Raw genomic sequence first — 26,166 nt, forward strand, 5'->3', positions numbered from 1 at the left:
AACAAGTAAACAAAAAACTTTAATGTTAGATGGAATTACTACAACAATTAGTAGACAGTTCTGATATTCCAATAGTAACTGCGTTTTTATTGGGACTGATGACTGCTATTAGTCCTTGTCCCTTAGCTACTAACATTACAGCTACAGCTTATTTAAGTAAAGATATTACAGTTAAGCGTAAAGTATTATTTAATGGGCTGTTTTACACCTTAGGTCGTGCATTTACTTATACTGTATTAGGAGTTATTTTCTATTTTGGAGCAAGTAAGTTTCAAGTAGCAAAACTATTGCAAAATGTAAGTGGTGTTTATTTGGGAATTGGATTAATTCTTATCGGTATTTTAATGCTTGATATTATTAAATTAAATATACCAGGAGTAGGATCACTAAGTCAGAAGGTAAATCAAAAGAACTTTAAGAAGAATTATTTCAATGCTTTTTTACTTGGTGTTTTATTTGCTTTAGCGTTTTGTCCTTACAGTGGAGTATTGTTTTTTGGAGTGATGATTCCTTTAATTATGGCGAGTGCTTCAGGATTATTATTAGCACCAGTTTTTGCTTTAGCAACAGGGTTGCCTGTAATCATCATAGCTTTTTTACTTGCTTACAGTGTATCTAATGTAGGGCATTTCTACAATAAGATGAAGAGTTTTGAAATTTGGTTCAGACGTATTATATCTGCTGTTTTTATTGTTGTAGGTGTTTATTATATATATGTGAATTTATAAAAAAATAGATATGGAAATAATAGTTTTAGGTACAGGTTGTGCCAAGTGTAAAGTAACTTTAGAAACCGTAGAATCTGTAGTAAAAGAATTAGGTTCTGATATCAAAGTTACAAAGCAGGATGATATCATAGAGATTGTAAAATATAACATTATGTCTTTACCTGCTTTGGTTATTAATGGAGAAGTTACTGTAAAGGGGTATGTTCCATCAAAAGAAAAAGTAAAGGAATTAATTAAAAAACATCAGATATGAAAAATGAAGTAAAGATTTACGATCCAGCTTTATGTTGTCCAACAGGGCTTTGTGGGGTTAATATTGATCCTGAATTAATGCGTATTGCTGTTGTAATAGAAAGCCTAAAGAAAAAAGGCATTTTAGTTGAGCGATTTAACTTACGTGACAATCCTCAAGTTTATGTAGACACTAAAGTAGTTAATGATTTTATCCAAAAAGAGTCTATCGATAATTTTCCTATTACTACCTTAAATGGAGTAATTGTTCTCACTAAATCATATCCTAGTAATAAGCAAATTTCAGAATGGCTTGAAGTGTCAGAATCTGATTTGATTGTTACAAAATAATCTAACCAAATATTCAATTTCAATTTAGTTTGACATACCTAAATGTATGTCGAACAGGAATTGTATTGAATAATAAAAACAGTAGTTATGAGTAATTTTAAACTATATAATCCCTATAATGAAGGATTTACAAAATATATTTTCTTTACAGGTAAAGGAGGAGTAGGAAAAACATCAATTGCATGTGCTACTTCTTTAAACTTAGCAGACAGTGGGAAAAATGTATTACTTATTAGTACAGACCCTGCATCAAATTTGCAAGATGTATTTGATATACCTCTGAGTAATAAGGTAACTAAGTTAAAAGATATTCCAAATCTTTCTATTTTGAATTTAAACCCAGAGCAAGCAGCTTTAGAATATAAAGAATCCATAATAGGACCTTATCGAGGAAAGTTACCTGAGGCTGTTTTATTTAATATGGAAGAGCAACTATCAGGATCATGTACAGTGGAGATTGCTTCTTTCAATGAATTTGCGGATGTAATTACCAATAAAGAGAAACACGATTTATATGACCATATTGTGTTTGATACAGCACCAACAGGACATACACTTAGAATGTTACAACTACCAGCAGCATGGAATACATTCATTGATGAAAATACAACAGGTGTTTCTTGTCTTGGGCAATTGTCAGGATTAGGTGATCGTAAAGAGGTTTACGAGCAGGCAGTTAAAACATTGAGTGATAAAAATAATACAACTTTATTTTTGGTGAGTCGTCCAGATGAAACACCATTAAAAGAAGTAGAGCGTTCATATAAGGAGTTACTTGAGTTAGATATACAATCTCAACGTTTAATCATCAATGGAGTGCTAGAGAATTTTGATCAGGATGATTCTATTTCAAGTAAGTTGTATAAACGCCAGCAAAGTGCCTTAGAAAATAGAAGTAAAAGGCTTCTTGATATTCCAACCTATTATGTTCCATTAAGATCGTATAATATGACTGGAATTGATAATATTAGAAATATGCTTATTTCTAATACAAGTGCTGTTTTGACTGAAAATAGCTTAGACAAAAGCGAGTTACAAGATATTGATGTATTAATAGAAGACCTTTTCATTTCTAAGAAAAAAGTGATTTTTACAATGGGTAAAGGAGGTGTAGGGAAAACAACAATAGCTGCTCGAATCGCTAGAGGACTGGTTAAAAAAGGAGTTAAGGTTCACCTAAGTACAACAGATCCAGCCAATCACTTAGAGTATGTAAATACACAGGTGGAAGGGCTTACTGTTAGTCATATTGATGAGAAGAAGGTGTTAGAAGCTTATAAAGAGAAAGTTTTAGCTAAGGCAAGACAAACTATGGGGAACAGTGATTTAAGTTATATCGAGGAAGATTTACGCTCTCCTTGTACACAGGAAATAGCTGTTTTTAATGCTTTTGCTGAGATTGTAGCTATAGCAGACCATGAAGTAATTGTTATCGATACAGCACCAACAGGTCATACTTTATTGTTATTAGATTCAACTCAAAGCTATCACAAAGAAGTAGAGCGTACACAAGGAGATATTAGCGAGGCTGTTCAGAATTTATTACCACGTTTAAGAAATGAACAAGAAACAGAAGTAGTTATTGTTACGTTACCAGAAACAACGCCTGTATTTGAAGCACAACGCTTACAAGAAGATCTTGCAAGAGCAGGTATACACAATAAATGGTGGGTAATAAACTCAAGTTTATATCTAACAGATACAACAAGTACTTTCCTGAAGGATAAAGCAAAAACGGAAGTACAATGGATTAATAAAGTCAATGAACTTTCTAAAGGTAATTTTGTTGTAATACCTTGGATGGAAAAGGTTGAATAAAGAAGTACTTTTTAAAAACATCACACTTGAATTAGCATGTCATACTAATTCAGTGTGATGTTTTTTTTCATATTACGTTTTATCCATATACTCCTCTAAGGCTTCTTTTAATTTATCCAAATAGCTTGTTTTCGACTTAGCTCTTGCCTTCATACGATGAAAGGCATGATGAATATCAATTAAAGAGACACCAAATAACCCTTGAAATAAAAGTGCTATTTTGCGTATTTCACCTTTACCATAGTTTATAGAACCTGCTACGTGAAGAGCATAAATAAGCTCGATTAAGGCATTCTGTGACTCTGACCACACAAGAGAATCACTTTGTTGTAAATTAGTGAGATTGTAGTTAGTTTGAATGGATATAATTTTAGATTGTAGATAGTCATAGAGATTTTCATTAGCTAATATTCTGGCTACTTTATAGTCATAATATGTTGAGAATTTAGGATCTATTTCAAATACAATACTACTTAATCCATTGTGAAAATTAATATTGCCTAATGTAAAATATTCCATGTCTTTGTCTGTTCTTTCACTTTTGTAGTACCGATAAAAATCAGTTTTATGTGCATGATTTTTAAACTCAATTGATAACTGTTCAACTCTTTTTAGATAATAGTTTTCGAGTAAGTTATTTGAATATGTAGGAGAGAACGTTTCTATACGATACAGCTTGTTATAGAAGATAAGTTTACTTAAGATTTTAGGTTTAATTTCTTTAAAAAAATGAATTTCTTCTTGTTTATTTGGGAAGCCTTGTAATAGAATTGTTTTCTTTAAAGTCGATAGTATTTCACTGATGTAAAGTACCATGTGTTTAGCATTTGGAATAATGTTAAGTGAGTTTGTAAAAACCTTTTCTTCTTCTTTTAGAATGTAGTGTTCTACATTCCAACTGTTGAGTTTTGTCATAATTTATTTTGTTGATTGGTTAATTGACTCATTTATTCAATAAATTATTTTGAAACTAGTCTGTTTAAGTAGTAGTGAATTTACTTAAACTAAAGGTGATTAAATGTTAAAAAATCTCAATAAGCGATTTTTAATTAAAATATTGCTAATTTTAAGTGATTATATATCAGTGTGTTAATTTTAAACATGAGAATAGGTCTCCTAAAATCTTTTCTTGTGAACATTTAATCGTATGTGTTATGAGATTAGATTTGGCTTATGATTTTTTTAATTTGTTGTATCGAAATATTCTTTCAAAATTAATTACAGAGTTTCATGTTAGTGAGAATGGAGGTTTGGGTAATTATGTTTGTAAAAGAACTTCTGATGTACTTTTAAAATATTTCTATTTTAGTTCTTATAATAGTATGTACAAGTTGTCAGTTTCTATTTATCAAGAAAACTATCAAAATCTAACTAATTGTATTATAGTTGAAAACAATAGTAATATATGGAGGGTAATTACAGACAAACAACACCTGATAGAGAATGAGTTATATGAAAGATTAGATGATGAAAACAACTCTAAAAATGTTGGAGATAAAGAGATTATCCAGGTTATCTTTTATAAGAACCAAGTCCTTCAAGCTTATGTTGGTTATTGTATTAATCATAAGACTGATATACAAACTTATTATTTATGGAAGTTTAAGTTTAATATTTATCACCACAAGGATAGTCTAACAAGATTATGGAAGATCGGAAAATATAAAGCAAAGTTGTTATTAAAGCAATTTAGGAGTTTTTATGAACAGCAAAAGGAGAGTAATTTTTCAACTTCTCGTACTGATTTTTTAAAGTCTCCATTCTCGATGGTTATACCTGAGGATAGCACATTGATAGAGAATAAAATCTTTTTTAATCATACTTCTTTTCGTGATTTTAAGTTATATATGGGAACTTCAGTATATGATTACTATACTTGGATTCGTTTGCAAGAGTGTTTAAGCATGATTCTAATTAGCAATACAGATATTCAGATTATTATTGATCAACATTGGCATGGTTCAAAGGTTAGTTTTTACAAGAAATTTAGTCTGAATCAACCATTCTCTCCTTTAGATTTTCAAAACCCCAATCTTTTTAAAGAATAGTATATCACGATTCTTTACTTTTTTCTCTCAATTCTTTACTCTTTGATCCACAAACTTTACTTTTCTATAGTTTATTATAATGAATTTTGTAAGGAAATATTTGATTACTAATAAGTTATTTTTCTTATTAATGATTAAATAGCCTTGCTACCATTATATTTTCTAGAGATATTATGTGTTATATCTATTTGGTTTAGAAGCTTAATAAACCAGTTACTGCTATTTTAACCTACTAATCTTAAAAAACGAAATTTCACCCTCAACTAGTATAATACTTGTTGATCTAACTTAAATTTTATAATTATGAAAAACTCAATAAAAAACCTATTTATGCCTTTAGCTGTTGTTGCAATGCTTACAGTAGGTGCATTCACTATGAATGCTAGTAATAATACAGATAAAGCTGTTAAAGTAGAAACAGTAGTATTAACTCAGAATACTTATCTTGGGGAGCTATACTATTTTGATGGAAGTACCTATCAGGAAGTAGTATTACCTAGTAGAAAAGATTGTGAATTTGATGGAAATGGACCGTTATATATTGAAAAGATTTCTTCTGTAAATCAACAAATTTATGGATGGGATTCATCTGCTGCGGACTATAGACCTCTTCATTTAATTATGTAGAATTGTATTCAAATACTAAACAAGGGGACCAATAGTCCCCTTGTTATTTTTAAGCTATATTTAAAAATTATCTAATAGATTCCAAGAATAGTTATCTGGATCAATTCCTTTATTAATCCAATCTATGTTTTTGTTGTTTTTTAAGAAATAATCAAACCAATCCATCACTCTAAAAGTAAGGTCATTATCTTCAAGGGATTGATTAGGCATAATAGCATGATCTATATTCTTGTAAAAAAGCGCTATAGTAGAAATTTGATATCTTTTAAGAGCTGCATACATATTACGTGTGTTTTCCCAAGGAACATTTTCATCTTTGAGTCCAGTCCATAGTAGTATTGGTGTTTTTACTTTATGTGCATGTAAGATAGGAGAATTATCTAAGTATTTTTGTGGATTTTGTGCATAGGTTTGTTTAAATTGATACTGCCCCTTTTCAACTATAAACCAGTTTAACTTATTTCTATGTAGGTTATAGCGGTACATGTTACCTACTATTATATCATGGGCTCCAGCGCCGCTTATAATAGCTGAAAACATATTTGTTTGAGTAGCTATAAAACTCGCTTTATAAGCTCCGAACGAATGTCCTATTAACCCAAGTTTTTGATTGTCTATTGTCTGTTCTTTTTGCAATATAGCATTAACACCACTTGTTACAGATTCTACAGCTGAAATTCCAACTCCTTGATCTGATACATAAGATTGAACATAATAAACAAAATAGCCGTTATCATTTAGAAGTGGAATATTAAAACCAATCGAATTCAGTGCTGTTGGAAGTATAAACTCTTTAATATCAGTATTCTCCTCTCCATAGATATAGACTACCATTGGATATTTCTTGTTTTTATCAAAGTTCTTAGGGTAATATAAGGTTCCTTCTAATTCTTTTTCAAATTTATCTTTGAAGGTTATTGTTTCTTTTTTTCTACCAGCATATAAATGTTTAGGCATCTCGCTTTCTAAAAGCGTTGAAATTTTACCATGATTAAAAACTTTAATAGAGATGGGTAAATTATAGTTTTCTTGTGTATAAACAATTGTATTTAAATCTTTGGTTGTTAGATTACCTAGGTGTGAGTAAACCCTTGATAAATCATTTCCTTTAGAATCGATAATAATTTGACTTTTGTTTTTATCTATTTTATAGATCCATGTATTATTATTGTTTTTTATTGTTACTAATATAGGATTTTGTGTGTCAATAGTCGCTGCTAATTTATTGTTTAGTCTATTTTTATTAGAGAAGGTGATTCTTGCATCTGTTTTATTATCTAAAAGAGTTACCTGTTTCTTATTTGATAAATCAAAACGCATAAGTTTATTCTTGAAGGCATAAAAAATATGCTTTGAGTCGGATGACCATACAGGGGTAACATTAATTGACTTATCACAATCAATTGTAGTGTATTCTTTAGTCTTAATGTTTAAAACTTCCCATTTAGTTTCATCTATTGGATATATAACGTAATTGCCATTGTTTGATGCAATAAAACCAGAAGTATTATTATCTGTTATAGATTTTATTGTAGTCAGGTTGTATATATCTAATAAATCATATTGAATTTTTGGTGAAGTGGAGGTGAAATCTTGGAACTTAAACGGATTATAGGCCAAAATATGATTGGGTAAATTTATAAACTGGTAGTCATAATCTCTAGTTCTATTAAGCTCATGGAGCGTATTTGTGGTGTATTTATAAACAAATGCTTTGTATTCTAATTTATACTTTTGCTTAAAAGTACTTGGATATAAATATCTTGAGTTCCCATTCCATATATCTAAGTATTTACTTTCTTCTATCTTTTCATTGGTTTTTACATTGTATTTTATAAAGAGATCATCATTAGAGTAAAAGAATATTTCAAGTCGTTCTAATGAGTCTTTACTTAGTTGTAGGATGTTTGTTTTTCCTGTATTAAGATTTAATAGGTAGAGTTTGTTTTCATTATTTACAAAAGCAATTTTATCTTGATTGATGTTCCAATTTATTGATTTTAAAGTATCTATATGGTCTTTAAATTCTACGGTTTTAAATGATTGTAAATCTATAGCATAGGTTAAATTATCGGTATCTTGTTTTTGATAGATAAGTTTGGTTTTATCTTTATTGATTAGATATTTACCAACATTTTGCTCACTCACCAAGATTTTATTTGGATTCCCTTGTTTATCTAATTTGATAATTTGTAACGCATTTTCATTAGAGAGAGTAATTAATAGATTATTATCTCTAATGGCTTTAGAGGAAAACTGTTTTATGTTAGGAAGTACAAAAGTTTTCTGGTCTTTTTTTAAGTTCAGCACAGTTAGGTTATTGTCTTTGTTCTGAAGTATTAAATCATTGTAGAGAAGATTTTCGTTTAAAGTTGCATAATCATCAATTTCTATTTTCTGTTTAGTCTTGGTATTAATATAGAAAATAGATTCTGGTTGATTGTTGTAGGCGAAGGTTTTAGTAATAATAACCCAATTACCGTCAGGACTTATAAGTGAAGGGTCAAGATAATACCCCAAAGAGTCTATTGCGGTTCTCCCTTTATACTCATTGGCAAATAAGGAGTTAAAGCATAAGAAAGTTAAGAGTATTGCGATAAAATGATTGATTAAATATTTTTGCATGATTATAAATATAAATTGATAATGGTGTCATTTTGAGCAATAAATCTGATTGCATTTGGAGATAGAGCTTGAATGCTGCAAAGATTGCCTTTGGGTATTCTTAAATTAAAATTCCCTTTGTTATCTGTGAGATGGTAGGTTCCTATACCTAGAACATTATTGTTAAATCCCGAACCAACATCAACATTTTTTAGAGGCTGATTTGTTTTCTTGCTTTTAATGGTTCCACTAATTGATACTAGTTGTTCAGGATTTACATTTTTTATGTGATTTGTGATATTCGCTTCTAAGACGGGGTTATTTTCAATTAGTTTTTGATAGCCAATTTTATCCTCAGTTATTTCAACATTGATAGTTTGGCTTTTGTCTAGCTTTGCAAAAGTGTATTTTTTAATATCTCTACCATAGATAACATGATTGGGAATAATAACAAGTGTATCTCCTTTTTCAATATTGATTTTGTAGTATCCTTGTTTGTTTGCAAAAACTCTTTTGTTTTCACCATATGCAGGTAAAGACTCGTCTTTCCAGCTCCACTTGTTTTTAATATTAACTGTTGTTAGCCCCAAAGGAGCAGAGTCAGTTCCTAGAACTGTTACTCTGCCTTGGATTGTAATACCTGTAGTGTTTAGTTTGGTTGATTTACAAGCAACTTGTGTTAAACACAGAAGTATGAACGCAAAAAGTGTTGTACTAATTTTAATAAAAAGTGATTTCATAATGCAAGGTTTTTAGTATCCGCTATTTTGTGGATTTAAGTTTTTGTTTAGTAGTAATTGACTCTCAGGAATAGGCAATAGTTTATGGTAATCTTGCCAATTGGTTTTTGTGGACTTTAGATCATCTAGTCTATCAAATCTTTTAAGGGTAAAGAATCGTTGATTTGATTCAGTAAAAAACTCTTTGAAGGATTCATTGAGCAAGGCTTCTTCAAGCTCGTTTTTACTAAGATTTGGTTCAAGAGGAGTTAATCCACGCTTGTTTCTTATTTTGTTTAAGACTTCAATGGCTTGAATATTTTTTTCTTGTTTGAATAAACTTTCTGCTAAGAAGAAATATGCGTGTTCAATTCTATAGAAAATAGAGCTTTCATCTGTATTGTTAGCCTTGTTTTTATACTTAAATGCTCCATAGTAAACTTGATTGTCTATTGAGATTTCATTAATCCAGTTAGCACGTCTTAAGTCTTCTGGTTCAAATAAGTCAATCAGTTTACTACTTAGAGCCGTTGTAGCTGTTGATAGAGCCGTGAAAATATAAAGATTGGCCTCTGGAGTAATTGTTGTGTTTTGTTCTAAACTAAATTGCCAAATTGTACTTTTAGCTATTTTTTTAAATGTTTGAGACAAATCAACTTCTATTTGATATTGACTGTTGTTAATTACGTTTTGGCTATAAATCTCTGCCTGATCATTTCTTTGTTGAAGCAAATAATTTTCAGCTAGTAGTAATTCAGCAACAGATTTATTTACATAGAATCGGTTTGGATCTCTATAGGTATCAGAAAGTAAATCTATAGCCAATAAGAGGTCTTTTTCTATTAATAGTAAAACTTCGTAAGTAGGAATTTTATTCAGTGATGTATTATAGCTATAATCGATGGAAGTTGTGTAAGGAAGATCTCCAAAGAGTTGAAGTAGATTTTGGTAATGTAATGCTCTTAAGGTATATGCTTCTCCTAGAAACTGATTTTTGATTGATGCATCAATGTAAGTTGATTCACTTAACTTGTTTATAAAAAGGTTAATACCATAAATGTTTTTATAAGCAGTATTCCACCAATTAATGATTATATTATCATTAGGAAGGATGTTATTTTGATGAAAATACTCTGCTGAACTGCCAAGATAATTTAATTCATCAGTGTAAAGGCTCATTCTATAGTTTATACCAGAGGAGTTCTTTGAAAAGAAAGGATTATTGCGAATATTAATGTAAATAGCGTTTAAAGCAGATTTTGTGGTATTTACATCTTTGTAAACATCTTCTTGATTCATCCTATCATTAGGAAGATCAACTTCAATTAAACTCTCGCATGAGTAAAGAAAGATTGCAATAAAAAATAAAACAATTGATTTAATTGGCGTTTTTATGTTATTTGATATTTTCATAATTGTAAGAATTAGAATATTAGTTGCATACCGAATGAATAGGTACGAAGGGGAGGTAGGTATCCAGAAGTCGTAAATTCGGGGTCCATTCCTTTAAAGGAAGTAATTGTCCACAAGTTTTGCCCTTGTACATAAAGTCTTAAAGATTCAATTTTGGATTTTGGTATTTTTAGGCTATAAGCAAATGATAAGTTTTTCAAACGGATGTAAGAAGCATCACTGATCGTTGCATCACTCTCTGTGTATGGGTATTCATTACTAGCTGCAATTGCATCATTAAAAGAAGCACCTATATAGGTTGCATTTGGATTATCAGGTCTCCATCTATTTATAAAGTCAACAGGAAGATTGATAATTGCAGCTCCTGGTATTATATGATTTTTGTTGAAGTTGTAGTTTTCTTGTTTTTTGAAGTAAAACAAAAAGTCTAAGGTAAAATTCTTGTAAGAGATTGTATTTTGCAATCCTCCATAGAATTGTGGATTTAAACTTTTAACTAGCATTTTATCGTTGATGTCTATTTTTCCATCATTGTTATAATCTGTAAATTCATATAATCCCGTTTCAGGATTTAATCCATTGTATTGGTAGAGTTTGACAATGTTTAAAGGCTCTCCAACTACGTAGTAACTACTTTGTGTTCCCTCTTCTAATCCAGGATAAGAAACGAGTTTGTTTTTGGGAAAAGATATATTAAAATTGGTCGTCCATTTCCAGGTATTACTTTTTAGATTATCGGTATTTAGTGTAAATTCCCATCCTTTATTATCCACAACCGCAGCAGAGTTAGTAACAATTGAATTAAACCCTGTTGTACTTGGGAGAGTAAGACCAATTAACTGATCCGTTGAACGGTTGTTGTAAAAAGCTACGGTGGTATTGATTCTACTCTTTAGAAAGCTTAGTTCTAGAGCAGTCTCAAATTTTGTTGTTTTTTCCCATTTATAGTTTGGATTGTATAAAGAGGTAGGGTTCAATCCTGTTTCATTATTATATTGATTAGAAACGATTGAATAGGTATCTAAATAAGCATAATCACCAATATTATCACTACCAGTTACTCCGTAACTTGTGCGAAGTTTTCCAAAAGACAACCATGGGAGATTTTCCATAAAAGATTCTTGAGAAAACAACCAAGCTGCACCAATTGCACCAAAGTTTCCAAATTTATTTTCTTTAGCGAATCTACTTGATCCATCACGTCTTGCTGTTAGATTTAAAATATACTTGTTATCATACATATAGTTTAACCTTGTAAATAAAGCAACGTATTTATATTCTGCATTTGTGGTACTTCCAATGACTTTTTGTTTTGCCGCACCAATGTTCTTAATCAAGGCATCTGATGAAAAACCTACACCTCTAATAAAGGTTCCAGAAGTTGTTGTTGTTTGGTAAGTAGCACCAACTAAAATATCAAATGAGTGTTTACCTATTTCTTTTAAGTATTGTAATTGAGGCTCTACTATAAAGGATTTAAAGTTGTTGTTAGATTTACTGGTATTTGATTTCTCACTAGTATAATTTAATGCAGGATTGTACATAGTATGAGGTACTATTTTCCATTCTTCGAAATCTGTTTTAGTCATTCCTGCATTTGTTTTAAAAAACAAATTAGGTAATAGCTTATAAGAGAGATTTGTATTAAGAATGAGCGATTGTGTATTATTCTCATAGCTTTGTTTAAGCTGTGCGAGAGGATTATTAAAACTACCATTCTCCCAATTAAGGTTACCTTGTTTATCATATAGGGAAGGAGCATTAGGAGCAAGATTTATTGCTTGTTGTGTTATATCTACTGTAGGTAAATTATTACTTTGCTCTGAATAGCTTGTTGAGGTATTAATCTGTAGTTTATTGTTTTTGCTTTTGTGATTGAAGTTAATTAGAGCTGAACTTCTTTTATAACCTTTATCCGTTGGAAAAACAGTAGTGTTTTCATTTTTAGAAAGATTAATATTATAACTTGTGTATTCATTTCCTCCTTGAATTCCCAAGGCTATACTTTGATCAATGGCAGTATCACCAATTAATTCTTTTTGCCAATTGGTATAACGATTTTTATCCCATGTTCCATTTATATCATGAGCATTCACTGGGTAAGTAGTGATACCACTATTTTTAAAAGCTTCTTCACGCATTTGAATATACTGCTGAGTATTCATCATATCGAGGAATTTAGCTACTTTGCTAAACCCAATAGAGGATGAAAAAGTAAATCTTGTTTTGTCTGATTTACCTTTTTTAGTTGTTATTAATACAACCCCGTTAGCTCCACGTGAACCGTATATAGCTGTAGCATCTGCATCTTTTAATATTTCAATACTTTCAATGTCAGAAGGATTAATTGAGTTTAATGGTGATATTCCATTTTCAAACATTTGTACACCTAAGTTTCCATTTGCTTTACCCAAAGCATTTGATAAGAAAGGTACTCCATCAACAATATACATAGGTGCGTTTCTTGCAGAGATAATAGAAGTATCTAAAAAGTTACGTCCTCGGATTTCTATATTCATTCCTCCTCCAGCAACTCCTGAATTTTGTGTAATATCTACACCAGCTATTCTACCTTGAATTGCCTGAAGTGGATTTACCACGGGCTGAAACTCGATATCTTTAGCAGTAACACGAGCAATACTTCCTGTGCGCTCACGATCTTTAACGCTATAATATCCTGCATTGACTACAATTTCATCAAGGGTACTATTATCTTCACTAAGCGTAATATTAAGTGAACTGCCACCAGAGTAAACCATAGACTGATCTTTATAACCCATCATCGAAAAGGTAATCTTATCACCAGAGGTAATATAGATGGTATATTTTCCATCTAAATCAGTTGTAACTACTGTAGTCCCAACTGTTACTATAACACCTCCAAGAGCACCAAAGGAATCTTTTACTGTTCCTGAGAGTTTTATAGTTGGTTTTTGTTTTGTATCTTGTAACAACTCAGATACACTAAAAAACAAATGTTTATCATTTGATACGGCATAAATTGGACAGCTCATTAAACTAACTAAAAAGATTAGCAGTATAGTCTTCCTGCAACCAAAAAAGGTTAAAAATTGAGTTTTCATAATGTTTATAATTGATTTTGATATAAATGCTTTTAAATCATTAAGATTCTTATTGCCGTAGTACTTAAACAAGCCCTATATCAAAAGGTTAGTTAATTGGTAATATTTAATTCATACATATTTTATAAAAACTATCCCCAAGCTCTAAAGCACGTCTCCCAAAATGCAAACTAGAGCAAAGGGATAGTCATGGACTTATAGCACGACTTAAAATCCCTTTAAGCCATCCTATTTCTTTGTTTTGTTTAAATGCTCACTAAGGATTAAGCCTACATTAACCAACCTAGGCTATAGCCCTACAGCGAGCGGTTTTCTCCATAATTAATAGTTTTAAAGTGTGATTAATAAATAGCACAGTAGGAGAGACTTATTTCATAGCATTTTTCCTTACTAACTAATCAATAATCAATATTGCCTAAGCTTATTATCTGTGAATTAAAGGCAATAGTTATCCTGTACGCATCTAAAAACTGTTTTTAGACCTAGCGCAAAATGTGTTATAACTCTAACTAAATAGGTAATAGGGTAGCCATCTAACATTAAAAGAGTTAATGTCAAATCAATCTACATCGATAAGATTTAGTTAAACTAAAGTTTAATCATAGGCTAAATGTGAGTTTAGTTACTACTTGTTTGTTGTTTAATAAAATGTAATAATTGAAAAAATCTCGAATAGAACATTCGATAAGTCCATTAAGGATAGATAAGGTATTGCAAGCATTCATTAATACAATGAACACTAAACAAATCCACCTTTGTTTTAAAACCTCTATATACCTAATTGGGAGACGGTATGAATAAAGGTTGCAGTATGTTTTAAGTATAGAGTAGGTCATAAAAAACATTAAACTCTAATACTTTAATTCTCTTGGATAGTCCAGCACAAAGTACTGAACTATCTCATTTTGTCACCTTTTACTCAAATTAAGTTGTGCTTTACGGTTTTCCTCTTGGAAAACATGAAGAAAGGATTTACTTTTAGAGTGCGAATCAAAAAAGAAAAAAACAATCTTACTTAAAATCAAAACTTTAAGTCAAGGTGACTTGTGAATGAATTAAGGAATCACTTCCTTTTTTCATCCCTTTTGTTATATGAGAACAATTTAATTTCAAAACTCTAATCTAATAACAACTCTTTTCTTCTAAGAATCGCATTAGCGAAGTATTAAAATAAAAAATCGCTCACATAAATTATATGAACGATGTTTTATAGTATGATAAATAGAACCTTGTATAAAAGCAAGGAGCGGCTCACACTTTTAATTCGTAGGACGACCAAGTCCAACAATATAAATATTGTTTTGCCATTAAAAGTATACGTGAGTACCGCCCCAGTGCAGTTACAAAAGTATAAAACTTTTTTGCATGGAGCGACATCACGATTCTCTCATTGGCTTATTTGGTCGTTTACGAAATGAGAAACATCGTTAATTATGTCTTTATAAAAGACGTAATAGTAATTTTGATTAAACAAATATAGTAAAAATTTGCTTTTGGTACGAACTTTTTTAAATAATATGGCAAGAAAAGATAAATCAGAAATTAAATTAAATAATAGAATTAAGGAAGTTCTTCAAGAAGAGAAAGTTTCGTCTATTTTAGTTGGATTATGGGCAGATGTAAATAAAGCAACCGTGAGTGCGTGGAACAGTAATACTTCTCAACCAACAAGTAGTAATCTTGATTTAATTGGCGAATTATTTGAAATAGATAATAGAATGTTATTTGAATCTAATCATCGAAAAAAAACAGGATTAGCTAAAGCTTTACAGATCGAATTAAATAGATTGATTAAACATGAGGGAATTTCTGTTTATATAGAGGTTATAGATGAAAAAACAGGTAAGAAAGTTAAAAGAAATAATAAGTTGTTGGTAGATGCGCTTCATCAGTTTGCTAAAGACTATAAGAACAAGTTTAATATTTAAGTTTTATATTAATGAGTATTATAACTAAAATTAAAATTAAAAACTTTAAAAGTTTTATTGATTTTGAATTAGAACTTAATAAAGGAATAAATATTATAGTAGGGGATAATGAAGCTGGAAAATCAACAATTTTAGAAGCAATTCATTTATGTTTAACTGGATTTTTTCAAGGAAAATTATTGAGAAATGATTTAACTCAGTATATATTTAATAAATCTGTTGAGGAGAACTATCTCAAAAATATTCGAAATGGTATTTCAGAACTACCGCCAACTATAGATATCGAGCTTTTCTTGTCAGGAGCAGGAACAGAAAAATTAATAGGAGATGGAAATTCAGAAAAAAGTTCAAATGCATCTATTTTATATAGAATAGAATTTGATAATGATTACCAAGATGAATATGATGAAATTATTGGTTCTAGACAACTTCATAATATCCCTATTGAATACTATAAGGTTACTTGGAGAACTGCATCTAGAGATACAGTAACTAATAGAAGTATACCATTAAAGTCAGCATTTATAGATTCATCTTCTACTAAATTTAATAATGGTTCTGATGTTTATGTTTCTAGGATAATAAGAGATGATTTAGAGCCTTCAGAAAAAGCCTCAATATCTCAAGCTTATCGTGAATTAAAGGAAGTTTTCATTAAGCATAGTTCTATTAAGGGGATTAATGATAAACTTGTTGAAAAAAGTAAAATATCAGAAAAAGACATTCAAATTTCAATTGATTTATCTACTAAAAATGCATGGGAATCAACTCTTATGACTTATTTAGATAATATTCCATTTCATTATATTGGTAAAGGAGAGCAGTGTATGATTAAAACAAAATTAGCATTGAGTCATTCTAATATATCGAGTTCAAATGTAATTTTAATCGAAGAGCCAGAAAATCATTTGTCGCATACAAAACTTAATGAGTTTATTATGTGTTTACAAAATGAATTAGTAAGTAAGCAATTGATTGTGTCAACTCATAGTAGTTTTATTGCTAATAAGTTGGGTTTAGAGAACCTAGTGTTAATTAATGATAAGAAGTCAATGCGCTTAAATGAACTTACTTTGGAAACCCAAAATTTTTTCAAAAAATTACCAGGTTTTCAAACATTAAGACTAGTTTTAGCTAGAAAGTTAATATTATGTGAAGGGCCTTCAGATGAATTAATAATTCAAAGAGCATATCTAGATCAGTATAACAAATTACCTATTCAAGATGGTATAGATGTTATCTCTGTTGGGTTAACATTTAAAAGATTCTTAGATATTGCAGATTTAATAAATAAAAAAGTTTGTGTAGTTACTGACAATGATGGTGATTACGTAAATAAAATAGATAAAAAGTATAAAAAATATGAGGGACATGCTTATATTAAGATATCTGCAGATAAAAGGAATGATTTAAATACTCTTGAGCCTCAGGTTGTTGATTCTAATAAGGAAAAACTAATAGAGTTTACTAGTATTGTAGGTATTGAATCAAAGAATAATACTGTAGAAGAAATTTCAGAGTATTTAATAAAAAATAAAACTGATTGGGCTTTAAAAGTTTTTGAGTCTGATAAGTGTATTATCTATCCAAGTTATATTCAAGAAGTAATAAATTGGGCTAATGAATAAGTATATTATTGCAGGAGCTGGAGCAGGTAAAACAACGTATTTAGTTACAGAATCCATTAGACAATCAGATAAGAAAATTTTAATTACAACATATACAGAAGCAAATGAAAGAGAGATTAGAAAAAAATTTCTTGAAATTAATAATGGAGTACCGAAAAATGTTACAATTCAAACTTGGTTTACATTTTTGTTAAAAGAATGGGTAAAACCTTTTCAAGGAACATTTAATAGTCTTTTATTTGATTATGATATTAAAGGAATGATTTTAGTTAATTCGATGTCCGGAATTAAAAATACATTTATTAATCAATATGGAAAAAAAATAGAGATACAATACGCAGAAGATACTGAGTTTTTAAAACATTATTTTTCTAAAAAAGGAAAAATTTATTCTGATAAGATAGCTAAGTTTTCATATAATGTCGACAGTCAGTGTGGTTCTGTAATAACAAGTAGATTGAAAAGTTTTTATGATAAAATATATATTGATGAAGTACAAGATCTTGCGGGTTATGATTTAGAATTGATTAAATTGCTTCTAAAGTCAAAAATAGAAATAGAATTAGTAGGAGATCCTAGACAAGTTACTTACTTAACACATAATCCTAAGAAAAATCAAAAGTATACAGATGGAAATTTAAAAGGATTTTTACTTGAAAAATGTAAGAGCCTTATAAAGGATAATATTTATGAAGGACTACTGAATGAATCCCATAGAAATAATCATTTTATTTGTGATTTTGCAAATAAGTTATATCCAACATATGAAAAATTAAGACCTTGTAAATGTTGTAATTATAATGAAGTCGAACATCTCGGTGTTTTCTTGATACGAGAAGATGATGTCTCAAATTATATAGAGAAGTATAATCCTACTCAATTAAAGTGGAGTTCAAGTACCAAAGTAAATGATAACTCAGATTCTCTTAATTTTGGTGAATCTAAAGGATTAACTTTTGATAGGGTATTAATTTATCCAACTGAAAACATGAAAGCTTGGATGAAAGATAATAATAAGAAATTAGAATCTTCAACTAGAGCCAAATTTTATGTTGCAATTACCAGAGCAAGACATTCTGTTGCTATAGTTTTTAATTATGATACCTTAGAAATTTCAGATTGCATCAAGTACTCCGAAATAATTTAGATAATAAAACACCCATTGGCAAAGCTTGGCAGATTTATCTTGCCAAGCTTTGTTGTTTTGTAATGTTAGCTAACAAATTTAATTAATCCATTAAATTCTAACATTATGAATATAGATCGCACAGAATTCCTTTTATGGATGGAGCGTATTATGACACGCTTCGATCACTTGTCAGAACATATAAAAGACCTGCCTATAAAAACTCAAACTATAGATGGTGAAGAGCTTTTAGACAGCCAAGATGTAATGGCACTTTTTAAAATAAGTCCTCGCTCACTGCAACGTTACCGCTCAGACGGTAAACTTCCTTATTATACAATTAGTGGTAAACTTTACTATAAACGCTCCGATGTCAATCAGTTTATCAGAGAATGTTTTAAACATCCTGTACGCAAGAAGTAAATAGCAGCTAAAAGCCAAGAGTGACCTTTAAAGCATACTATTTACTTATCAAGAACTCTTGGCTTTAGTTTTAAGTTTTTAACCATTTAAAACTAGGTATTATGAGTACAGAAACCACACAAAGACAAGTAGAACATGACGTGCTTCTTGTCAACGACAAAACAAAGAATAAGATTCAAGTAGTAAAGGGATTAGATAAAGATGGAAAACTTGAAACCGTACCAGCTACAAAAAAGAATCAAAATCAATTTTTAAAAGTAGATCGTAATGGAGATTTCTTTTCCAACTTCTTTTCTAATTTTTTCAGTCAACTTAAAAATCCAACCCAGTTTACTTTTTTTAGAGTTCCAGAGCTGTTGACCATTAAGATGGCTAATCAAATGCAAAAAGAACTCAATCAAACAGGACCTACTCACGAACTGTTTTTAAAACATCAAATAACAGAGATAGGTAATGAGCCAAAGAAAGAAAACAAAGTAGCTGAACCAACAAAAGCAGAGGAACAGTACAGTTCTAACAAGTTTGATATTAAAGATATTGATTGGGATTCACTATCAAGACTTGGCCTTTCTAAAGAAAAACTACAAGAAATGGATTTATTAGAACCGCTCTTACAAGGCTATAAAACAAAGGACTTGGTGGCTGTAAATTTAGACTTAGGTTCAGCAGTGTTTTCTTTGGATGCAAGACTGTCTTTACAGAAAAACGAAGAGGGCAAGGTTGTAATGGCACTTGAAGGAGTAAAGAAATATCCTAATCTTAATGTACCACTTTATGGACATGAGTTTTCAAAGCAAGACAAACACAACCTTTTAAAAACAGGTAATATGGGTAGGGTAGTAGAGCTTGTTCATCCAACTACAAAAGAAATGATTCCATCGGTGGTAAGTGTAGATAGACTCACCAATAACCTTGTTGTTACTAGAGTTGAGAAAATGCAATTACCACAAGAGGTAAAAGGCATTGTACTAAGTGAAGAACAGCTCCAAACTTTAAAAGAGGGCAAACCACTACTTGTAGAAGGGATGACCTCTGCTAAAGGAAATCTTTTTAATGCAGAGATTCAGTTTAACGCAGCTAAAGGGCATATTGAGTTTTTGTTTGACAATACCAATAAACAAAGTCAGAATAACTCGCAAAATCAATCTCAGTTATCAGGTGATTTAAAAACCTTTAGAGGTAAAGAGCTTACTGAAAAACAGCAAAGTGATTTACTAGAAGGTAAACCAATTTACATCAAAGATCTGTTGGACAAAAGAGGGAATACGTATCAAGGCTATGTGACATATAACAAAGAAACTAAGCAAGCTGACTTCTCGTTTAAGAATCCAAATAAAGAGGAACAATCAAAAGCTCAATCACAGTCAGAAAAACAAGCTGATGAGCCTAAAAAATCTAAAGGACGTAAAATTTAAAGCTAAAGACTATGATTGTAATTCTTGCAGAAAAACCAAGTGTAGCTAGGGAGATAGCTATGCTTGTTGGAGCTAAAACAAAAAAAGAAGGTTTCATAGAAGGAAATGGATACTTTGTTACTTGGGCTATTGGTCATTTAGTTTCACTAGCTATGCCTGAGGATTATGGATTTCAAGGCTTTAAAAAAGAAGCTTTGCCAATCTTACCAAGGTCTTATTTGTTAGTACCAAGAAAGATTAAAAAAGCAAACAAATACACTTCTGATCCATCGGCTTTAAAACAGCTTAAGGTTATTGATAAACTCTTTAAAGCATGTTCTGAGATTATTGTAGCTACAGATGCAGGTAGGGAAGGAGAGCTTATCGCAAGATATATTTTTCAATACCTAAACTGTACTAAACCTTTTAAAAGATTGTGGATAAGTTCACTAACTGAAAAAGCCATTAAAGATGGCTTACAAAACCTTAAAGAAGGAAGCGAATTCGATGGACTTTTTAGAGCAGGTCATAGTCGTAGTAGAGCGGACTGGCTTGTAGGTATAAACGCATCTCAAGCGCTTACTGTTTCAATGAATGATTCGGTGTATTCTCTCGGTAGAGTACAAACACCAACCCTCAGTCTTATCTGTAAACGGTATTTAGAGAATACTTCTTTTAAGAAGCAACTGTACTATCAAATAGAACTTATTCATCAAAAAGACGGTATACTATTTAAATCGCTCTCAACTGATAAATGGGAAGATAAACAAAAAGCAGAACAAGCTTTAAAACTCATTGACAAACAAAGTGAGGTTAAAATACAAAAAGTAGAAACCAAAACAATAAGAGCAGAGTCCCCATTTTTTTTTGATTTAACCTCACTTCAAAAAAGAGCCAATGAACTCTTTGGATTCTCAGCAGATGAGACTCTCAGCATTGCTCAGAGCCTGTACGAAAAGAAGTTTATCACGTATCCAAGAACTTCGAGTAAATACATTCCAGAGGATTTATGGGCTGAGGTTCCTAACTTATTAAAGGTTCTTTCAGATGATAGTAGATATAGTAACCTCCTTCTAAAACTAAAGATGGCAAGGCTTAATAAGAAGATAGTAAATGATGTAAAGGTTACAGATCACCATGGACTATTAACCACAGATAGACTTCCTTCAGCGATTAACGCTAAAGAAGAGAGCATTTATCATTTGATTGCTCAAAGAGTATGGGAAACAGTATTTGAACCTTGTGTAAAAAAGCAAACAGAGGTAACCTTAAGTAGTTTGGATTATGAGTTTAGTTTTAAGTTTTCTTCATTAGTAGAACTTGGATGGAGAGAGGTAAGAAAGGAGTTATCTACTACTGATGAGATAATAATTGATTTACCTAATTTAAAACAAGGGGAGAATCTAAAAATTAAAGAATCAATTGCTCTTGAAAAATCAACAAGACCTAATGCTTTATATACAGAAAGCACACTTTTGTCTGTTATGGAAAACGCCTATAGAGAAATAGAGGATAAGTCACTTCAAAGTGTTATTAAAAACGTTGGAATTGGAACAGCTGCTACAAGAGCGTCTATTATCGAAACGCTTTTAAAAAGGGGTTATATAATAAGAAAAGCAAAGTCACTTGTTCCAACTGAGAAAGGACTCAAAGTATATGAAATAGTCAAGAATAAACTTATCTCTGATGTACTATTAACCGCTAAATGGGAATCTGCTTTTAAAGAGATAGAAGAGAATAAAACTAATATGGAAGATTTCCACAGGCAGATTGAAGGTTATGCTTCGGAGATAACAACAGAGCTTTTAGCTATAAAACCAGTTAATGAAACGGATCATCTATCTTGTCCTAAGTGTAAAGGGCATACACTTCAACTAAGAGAAAAAGTAGTAAGATGTTTAGATACTGATTGTAGTTGGGTGTTGTTTAGGGAGGTATGTGGGGTTAAACTATCCATTGATGATATCACTGACTTAATACAACAAGGCAAAACCAAACTTCTAAAAGGATTGGTTAGTAAAGCTGAGAAGAAGTTCAATGCTTATCTTGTTTTAAAAGAAGATTGTACTACTAGTTTTGAGTTTAAACATAAGTAATCCTTATTAAACAAAATTAAAAGAAGTTATCCGATTTTCAGATAACTTCTTTTTTATATAAACTAATCTAAAATAACTGATTAACTGTTTTTAAATACATGACCATTTTCATAAGTATAATCACCTATGAAAAGATCTCTAGCAAAGCTTTCATAATCAAAATATGATTTTACAAAATCAGATAAATCATAACATTCATCAATGATTTGGTAAGCGAAATCTTCTTCACTGTTATAATATCCTTGATAATCATCTTCAAATGATTCAAATAACGAGTCTATATCATCAGATTCAATATTGTAATTACCTATGCTTACCCAAGCTGAAAAAGCTTCTAAGGTTTTATAATCTAAATCTGATACTTTTTCAATGATTGAAAAAATATTTTCTGAAAGACTACTTTCTGATATTAACTCAGATGGGATGTTTTCCCAATCTTGAAACATAAATTCAGGATCTGTTTCATCAGCGTGTAGTTCTAAGCAGAACTCATAAAACTCTTCAATAGAGCTAAAGTTATTAAGCTCTATCCAATCTCCTTTAATTGAACCATTGTTATACTTAGCATAAGTACCAACATAAACTTTTGAGTGCATTAAATTTTCCATGATAAATAGTATTATGACCTTCGGGTCTGGTTAATTTCATGGCATTTGAGTTTTGATTTTTAGGTTAGGCAAGTTTTACAAAATAAATACGCTCAAAACTTGAGGAAGATTTATTGCGGTAATCCAAAAGACATGAACTTGCAAGAGCAAAAAAGCTAAAAAACTTTGCCTATTGAAATACCAGAAGCGAAGTTATAAAAGGTAAAATGTGGAAAAGTGTTACTATTTATGCTTGGTCTTACTCGAGACTATCGCTGAATATTAAATTTTTAATTGTAGAGAATGTTATATTGTTTAGTAATTTAGGCATCTGATCTTAAAATTTACCTACTAATGAAAACACTATTACTAAATAATAAAAGTTCTGTAGCTTACGATGATTCAAATCCTGAAGACATAAAAGTATTTATTGATAATCAGGAACATGATTTTAAAGGAAGTACTGAAAATAGAATAGATTATGCTATTGCAACCAAAAGAAATAAATATGCTAAAACTCTAAATCATCAGTTTGAGAATTTGGTTTTATTGACAGGTGCAGGTTCTTCTATAGATTGGGGTGTTGATGGTAAGGTTGGCCAATCTATGGTTAGTTTATGGGATGGTGTTGAAGCAAAATTAGGTGTAGAATTATTCCAAAAATTATTAGAAGTCATTAAATATAATGATGAGTGGCCTGATGGAACCATTGTTAAAAACCTAGAGAAAGTTTTATCAATGGCGACGCCTGCGATACCTTATATTACTTCAGGTGAAGTTAATTTAGTAGATTGCGTGAATGAAATAAAAAATTTTATTAGAAATGCTTGTATGCTAAATCTTCCAGATAATGCACCGCATTCTATTTTGTTGAATAAAATGACAAAAAGAAAGGTTACACTTCCAAGGTTTAAATTGTTTACATTGAATTATGATACAATGTTTGAACAAGCTGCAAGTAAAAATAATTTTACGGTCATAGATGGCTTTTCATTTGGTATTCCTAGAGTTTTTAGTGGTCGAAATTTTGATTATGATATTGTAAGTAGAAATCAAAGTAGAGTTAAAGAAGAAGATAATTTTATAGAAAAGGTTTTTCATTTATATAAGTTACATGGTTCTGTAAATTGGGAGAAAATCGAGAATAAAATTTATCAACGTGAAGGAATCGAATTTCCTTTGATGATTTATCCACATCAATCAAAATACGAAAGCTCATATGAACAACCTTATTTTGAAATGATGTCACGATTTCAAAATAGTTTAAGAAAAGAAAATGTTTTTTTAGTAACTATTGGATTTAGCTTTGGTGATAAACACATTGTTACTTCTATTATCGAAGCACTGGAACAGAATCCAAGTTTTCAACTAATGATAATTAATCGTAGTATTGATGAAAGTAATGTCAACTTAAAACCTTTTATTGAAGCAGCGAAAAAATATTCTAATATTTCAATAGTAGCAGAAACATTCGAGGAATTTTCTAAGCATTATCCTGATTTACAAACCTATAATCATGATACAAATAAACAAATAGTTATAAACTTACCAACTGTTTAAAAATGAAGATAAATCCATTTCAACATAGTCATTTTTTAGGATATGTTAATCATGTATCACCTTCTTTCATAAAGATTCATTTTCCATCTTCAGTTTTAATGAAGTCTTTTTACCATAATTCTGAAATTTTAAAAGGTGGCCTTGTAGGGAATTATGTCGTAATTGAAGGTGAAGACAAAGGATTCCTTTGTAAACTGCTGGAAATTTCTCTGCCTGAAAAAGAAAGGTTGGAACTGAGTGAGAAAACTTTCTCAACTAAGGAATTTCATCCAACAGGTAGATTGGAAGTATTATTATCTTTTGATTTATTTAATCCTTTAAACATTGAAAAAGGAGTTAATTCATTACCATTGATTGGATCAAAAGTTTTTATATGTTCTTCTGAATTTTTATCGACACATTTTAAGAAATTTGGAGTCAAAAAAGAAGATTTTGAAACAACACCAACAATTAAATTAGGTAATTTGATCTATGATAAAAATGTACCTGTTGATCTATCTTTACAGGCTTTATTTGGTCGTCATTGTGCTGTTGTAGGAACTACTGGTGGTGGTAAAAGTTATACTATAAGTAAATTTATAGAAGGAATTATACAGGCTAACTCAAAAGCTATAATTATTGATCCAACAGGAGAATACTCTAATTTTGATACTGATGCTAAGGTTATAAGTACTAAGCTTATTACAGACAGCTATTTTCCTTACCAAAATCTTACAATCAATGATTTATTTGTGTTGTTTAGACCTTCAGGCCAAGTACAGCAACCTATTTTATTAGAAGCAATTAAATCTTTAAAGTTAGTTCGTTGTTTAATTAATGATATTCCTAAGAATTACCATAATGAAAATGGTAGCCAAAATATTTTTTATTTTAATACAAAGGATGGATTCCAAGTTGTACTTATAGAAAATGAATTGCTTACAAAGCAAAATCAATTTACAGCGCCATTTAATAATGCTAATCATATTTATAAAGAAAAGATTGAAAATTTTAATAACAATGATTTTGATATTTCATTACTTCATAAGCAAATTGTAAATGAATGTTTTCAAGTTTATAATAACCAATGGACAAGACAAGATGACCGGAATTTAAGTAATGCAACAAGTCTAATTATTAGAATTAACAATATAATTTCAAACGATAAATATAAAGGGATGTTTGGTTTTAGTGATCCTAAAACATCTAACCTAATATCCACGATAGAAGAATTTTTAGTAAATCCAAATTTAAATATATTAAGAATTAGTTTTGAAGATGTTCCATATGATTTTCAAGCAAGAGAAATTTTAGCAAATGCTTTGGGAAGATATTTATTAAATAAGTCAAGAACACTTGCGTTTAGAGATAAGCCATTGGTTTTATTTGTTGATGAAGCGCATCAATTTTTAAATAAAAAAGTAAAAGATGAATATTTTGAAAGTACTGAATTAAGTGCTTTTGACAGTATAGCAAAAGAAAGTCGAAAGTATGGGTTGTTTTTATGTTTAGCGACTCAAATGCCTAGAGATATACCAATTGGAACTTTAAGTCAAATGGGGACATTTGTGACTCATCGACTTATTAATCATTATGATAAAGAAGCAATTTCAAATGCTTGCTCTACAGCTAATAAGGAAACATTGTCGTTTTTACCTTCATTAGGCTCAGGTGAGGCTATTATAATGGGAGTAGATTTTCCTATGCCGTTATCAATTCAAATTGATAGACCATTAATAGAACCAAAATTTGATACTCCAAAATTTTAAATCGTCACAAAATTTTATCATTAATAGGATATTTTTGATGTAAAAAAAAGTAAG

Annotated in this window: 20 protein-coding genes; 14 read left to right on the top strand and 6 right to left on the bottom strand. The window is 30.3% G+C overall.

Annotated elements, in window-relative coordinates; genetic code table 11:
* Positions 1-29: 29 nt before the first annotated feature.
* The 4 genes from LNQ81_RS14415 (at position 30) to arsA (ending at position 3,128) form a co-directional block, all read left to right on the top strand.
* Positions 30-728 carry an aromatic aminobenezylarsenical efflux permease ArsG family transporter gene (locus LNQ81_RS14415; protein WP_006260101.1) on the top strand — a complete coding sequence of 233 codons (699 nt, stop codon included), beginning with the start codon at positions 30-32 and terminating at the stop codon, positions 726-728.
* 10 nt (positions 729-738) lie between these two features.
* Entirely contained in the window at positions 739-981 is a 243-nt protein-coding gene (locus LNQ81_RS14420) for a thioredoxin family protein (RefSeq protein ID WP_229947896.1), read from the top strand.
* Positions 978-1,310 carry an arsenite efflux transporter metallochaperone ArsD gene (arsD, locus tag LNQ81_RS14425; protein ID WP_058699358.1) on the top strand — a complete coding sequence of 111 codons (333 nt, stop codon included), beginning with the start codon at positions 978-980 and terminating at the stop codon, positions 1,308-1,310. Before LNQ81_RS14420 ends, arsD begins: the two co-directional genes overlap by 4 nt.
* 87 nt (positions 1,311-1,397) lie before the next feature.
* A complete protein-coding gene (arsA, locus tag LNQ81_RS14430) occupies positions 1,398-3,128 on the top strand; it encodes an arsenical pump-driving ATPase (protein WP_229947897.1) in 1,731 nt (576 codons plus the stop codon).
* Between the two features lie 72 nt (positions 3,129-3,200).
* On the opposite strand, the gene LNQ81_RS14435 is transcribed toward arsA, so the two are convergent.
* Positions 3,201-4,043, bottom strand: a complete 843-nt coding sequence (locus LNQ81_RS14435) for an RteC domain-containing protein (protein ID WP_229947899.1) — start codon at positions 4,041-4,043, stop codon at positions 3,201-3,203.
* A gap of 239 nt (positions 4,044-4,282) precedes the next feature.
* Between LNQ81_RS14435 and LNQ81_RS14440 the strand changes: the two genes are divergently transcribed.
* The gene (locus LNQ81_RS14440; protein WP_229947901.1) at positions 4,283-5,176 is read left to right on the top strand and encodes a hypothetical protein; all 894 of its coding nucleotides are present in this window, start codon (positions 4,283-4,285) and stop codon (positions 5,174-5,176) included.
* A gap of 303 nt (positions 5,177-5,479) precedes the next feature.
* Positions 5,480-5,803 (top strand): hypothetical protein, encoded by a 324-nt coding sequence (locus LNQ81_RS14445; RefSeq protein ID WP_229947903.1) that lies wholly within the window; start codon positions 5,480-5,482, stop codon positions 5,801-5,803.
* A 60-nt stretch (positions 5,804-5,863) separates the two neighbouring features.
* On the opposite strand, the gene LNQ81_RS14450 is transcribed toward LNQ81_RS14445, so the two are convergent.
* Genes LNQ81_RS14450 through LNQ81_RS14465 form a run of 4 tightly spaced genes read right to left on the bottom strand, consistent with a single transcriptional unit; the run spans position 5,864 to position 13,622 of the window.
* A complete protein-coding gene (locus LNQ81_RS14450) occupies positions 5,864-8,428 on the bottom strand; it encodes an alpha/beta hydrolase family protein (protein WP_229947905.1) in 2,565 nt (854 codons plus the stop codon).
* A 2-nt stretch (positions 8,429-8,430) separates the two neighbouring features.
* Positions 8,431-9,147 (bottom strand): hypothetical protein, encoded by a 717-nt coding sequence (locus LNQ81_RS14455; protein WP_229947906.1) that lies wholly within the window; start codon positions 9,145-9,147, stop codon positions 8,431-8,433.
* 12 nt (positions 9,148-9,159) lie between these two features.
* Positions 9,160-10,539: a RagB/SusD family nutrient uptake outer membrane protein gene (locus LNQ81_RS14460; protein ID WP_229947908.1), complete on the bottom strand. Its 1,380-nt coding sequence runs from the start codon at positions 10,537-10,539 to the stop codon at positions 9,160-9,162.
* Between the two features lie 11 nt (positions 10,540-10,550).
* On the bottom strand, positions 10,551-13,622 hold the full coding sequence (locus LNQ81_RS14465; protein WP_229947910.1) for a SusC/RagA family TonB-linked outer membrane protein: 3,072 nt from the start codon (positions 13,620-13,622) through the stop codon (positions 10,551-10,553).
* Between the two features lie 1,517 nt (positions 13,623-15,139).
* On the opposite strand from LNQ81_RS14465, the gene LNQ81_RS14470 reads away from it, so the two are divergent.
* The 6 genes from LNQ81_RS14470 (at position 15,140) to LNQ81_RS14495 (ending at position 22,217) form a co-directional block, all read left to right on the top strand.
* Positions 15,140-15,550 carry a hypothetical protein gene (locus tag LNQ81_RS14470; RefSeq protein ID WP_229947912.1) on the top strand — a complete coding sequence of 137 codons (411 nt, stop codon included), beginning with the start codon at positions 15,140-15,142 and terminating at the stop codon, positions 15,548-15,550.
* Positions 15,551-15,561: 11 nt separating this feature from the next.
* Positions 15,562-17,178, top strand: a complete 1,617-nt coding sequence (locus LNQ81_RS14475; protein WP_229947915.1) for an ATP-dependent nuclease — start codon at positions 15,562-15,564, stop codon at positions 17,176-17,178.
* Complete coding sequence (locus LNQ81_RS14480) at positions 17,171-18,325, top strand: UvrD-helicase domain-containing protein (RefSeq protein ID WP_229947917.1); 1,155 nt, start codon at positions 17,171-17,173, stop codon at positions 18,323-18,325. Before LNQ81_RS14475 ends, LNQ81_RS14480 begins: the two co-directional genes overlap by 8 nt.
* 105 nt (positions 18,326-18,430) lie before the next feature.
* On the top strand, positions 18,431-18,727 hold the full coding sequence (locus LNQ81_RS14485) for a helix-turn-helix domain-containing protein (RefSeq protein WP_002992173.1): 297 nt from the start codon (positions 18,431-18,433) through the stop codon (positions 18,725-18,727).
* A 101-nt stretch (positions 18,728-18,828) separates the two neighbouring features.
* Entirely contained in the window at positions 18,829-20,142 is a 1,314-nt protein-coding gene (locus LNQ81_RS14490; protein ID WP_229947919.1) for a DUF3945 domain-containing protein, read from the top strand.
* A gap of 11 nt (positions 20,143-20,153) precedes the next feature.
* Complete coding sequence (locus LNQ81_RS14495; protein ID WP_229947921.1) at positions 20,154-22,217, top strand: type IA DNA topoisomerase; 2,064 nt, start codon at positions 20,154-20,156, stop codon at positions 22,215-22,217.
* An 80-nt stretch (positions 22,218-22,297) separates the two neighbouring features.
* Here the strand turns inward: LNQ81_RS14495 and LNQ81_RS14500 are convergent, their stop codons facing one another.
* Positions 22,298-22,825: an antirestriction protein ArdA gene (locus tag LNQ81_RS14500; RefSeq protein WP_229947923.1), complete on the bottom strand. Its 528-nt coding sequence runs from the start codon at positions 22,823-22,825 to the stop codon at positions 22,298-22,300.
* A gap of 333 nt (positions 22,826-23,158) precedes the next feature.
* Between LNQ81_RS14500 and LNQ81_RS14505 the strand changes: the two genes are divergently transcribed.
* Together LNQ81_RS14505 and LNQ81_RS14510 are read left to right on the top strand one after the other, a co-directional pair.
* Complete coding sequence (locus LNQ81_RS14505; RefSeq protein WP_229947924.1) at positions 23,159-24,364, top strand: SIR2 family protein; 1,206 nt, start codon at positions 23,159-23,161, stop codon at positions 24,362-24,364.
* A gap of 2 nt (positions 24,365-24,366) precedes the next feature.
* Positions 24,367-26,112 (top strand): ATP-binding protein, encoded by a 1,746-nt coding sequence (locus tag LNQ81_RS14510; protein WP_229947926.1) that lies wholly within the window; start codon positions 24,367-24,369, stop codon positions 26,110-26,112.
* Positions 26,113-26,166: the final 54 nt, after the last annotated feature.

This window comes from Myroides oncorhynchi (assembly GCF_020905415.1).
Taxonomy (GTDB): domain Bacteria; phylum Bacteroidota; class Bacteroidia; order Flavobacteriales; family Flavobacteriaceae; genus Flavobacterium; species Flavobacterium oncorhynchi_A.

Bases quoted from the DNA above. Each gene is read 5' to 3' on its own strand.
- arsA (WP_229947897.1), top strand. From the start codon at position 1,398: ATGAGTAATTTTAAACTATATAATCCCTATAATGAAGGATTTACAAAA.
- LNQ81_RS14475 (WP_229947915.1), top strand. From the start codon at position 15,562: ATGAGTATTATAACTAAAATTAAAATTAAAAACTTTAAAAGTTTTATT.
- LNQ81_RS14470 (WP_229947912.1), top strand. From the start codon at position 15,140: ATGGCAAGAAAAGATAAATCAGAAATTAAATTAAATAATAGAATTAAG.
- LNQ81_RS14495 (WP_229947921.1), top strand. From the start codon at position 20,154: ATGATTGTAATTCTTGCAGAAAAACCAAGTGTAGCTAGGGAGATAGCT.
- LNQ81_RS14435 (WP_229947899.1), bottom strand. From the start codon at position 4,043: ATGACAAAACTCAACAGTTGGAATGTAGAACACTACATTCTAAAAGAA.
- LNQ81_RS14465 (WP_229947910.1), bottom strand. From the start codon at position 13,622: ATGAAAACTCAATTTTTAACCTTTTTTGGTTGCAGGAAGACTATACTG.
- LNQ81_RS14500 (WP_229947923.1), bottom strand. From the start codon at position 22,825: ATGGAAAATTTAATGCACTCAAAAGTTTATGTTGGTACTTATGCTAAG.
- LNQ81_RS14485 (WP_002992173.1), top strand. From the start codon at position 18,431: ATGAATATAGATCGCACAGAATTCCTTTTATGGATGGAGCGTATTATG.
- LNQ81_RS14460 (WP_229947908.1), bottom strand. From the start codon at position 10,539: ATGAAAATATCAAATAACATAAAAACGCCAATTAAATCAATTGTTTTA.
- LNQ81_RS14490 (WP_229947919.1), top strand. From the start codon at position 18,829: ATGAGTACAGAAACCACACAAAGACAAGTAGAACATGACGTGCTTCTT.
- LNQ81_RS14415 (WP_006260101.1), top strand. From the start codon at position 30: ATGGAATTACTACAACAATTAGTAGACAGTTCTGATATTCCAATAGTA.
- LNQ81_RS14440 (WP_229947901.1), top strand. From the start codon at position 4,283: ATGAGATTAGATTTGGCTTATGATTTTTTTAATTTGTTGTATCGAAAT.
- LNQ81_RS14420 (WP_229947896.1), top strand. From the start codon at position 739: ATGGAAATAATAGTTTTAGGTACAGGTTGTGCCAAGTGTAAAGTAACT.
- LNQ81_RS14450 (WP_229947905.1), bottom strand. From the start codon at position 8,428: ATGCAAAAATATTTAATCAATCATTTTATCGCAATACTCTTAACTTTC.
- LNQ81_RS14510 (WP_229947926.1), top strand. From the start codon at position 24,367: ATGAAGATAAATCCATTTCAACATAGTCATTTTTTAGGATATGTTAAT.
- LNQ81_RS14445 (WP_229947903.1), top strand. From the start codon at position 5,480: ATGAAAAACTCAATAAAAAACCTATTTATGCCTTTAGCTGTTGTTGCA.
- LNQ81_RS14455 (WP_229947906.1), bottom strand. From the start codon at position 9,147: ATGAAATCACTTTTTATTAAAATTAGTACAACACTTTTTGCGTTCATA.
- LNQ81_RS14505 (WP_229947924.1), top strand. From the start codon at position 23,159: ATGAAAACACTATTACTAAATAATAAAAGTTCTGTAGCTTACGATGAT.
- LNQ81_RS14480 (WP_229947917.1), top strand. From the start codon at position 17,171: ATGAATAAGTATATTATTGCAGGAGCTGGAGCAGGTAAAACAACGTAT.
- arsD (WP_058699358.1), top strand. From the start codon at position 978: ATGAAAAATGAAGTAAAGATTTACGATCCAGCTTTATGTTGTCCAACA.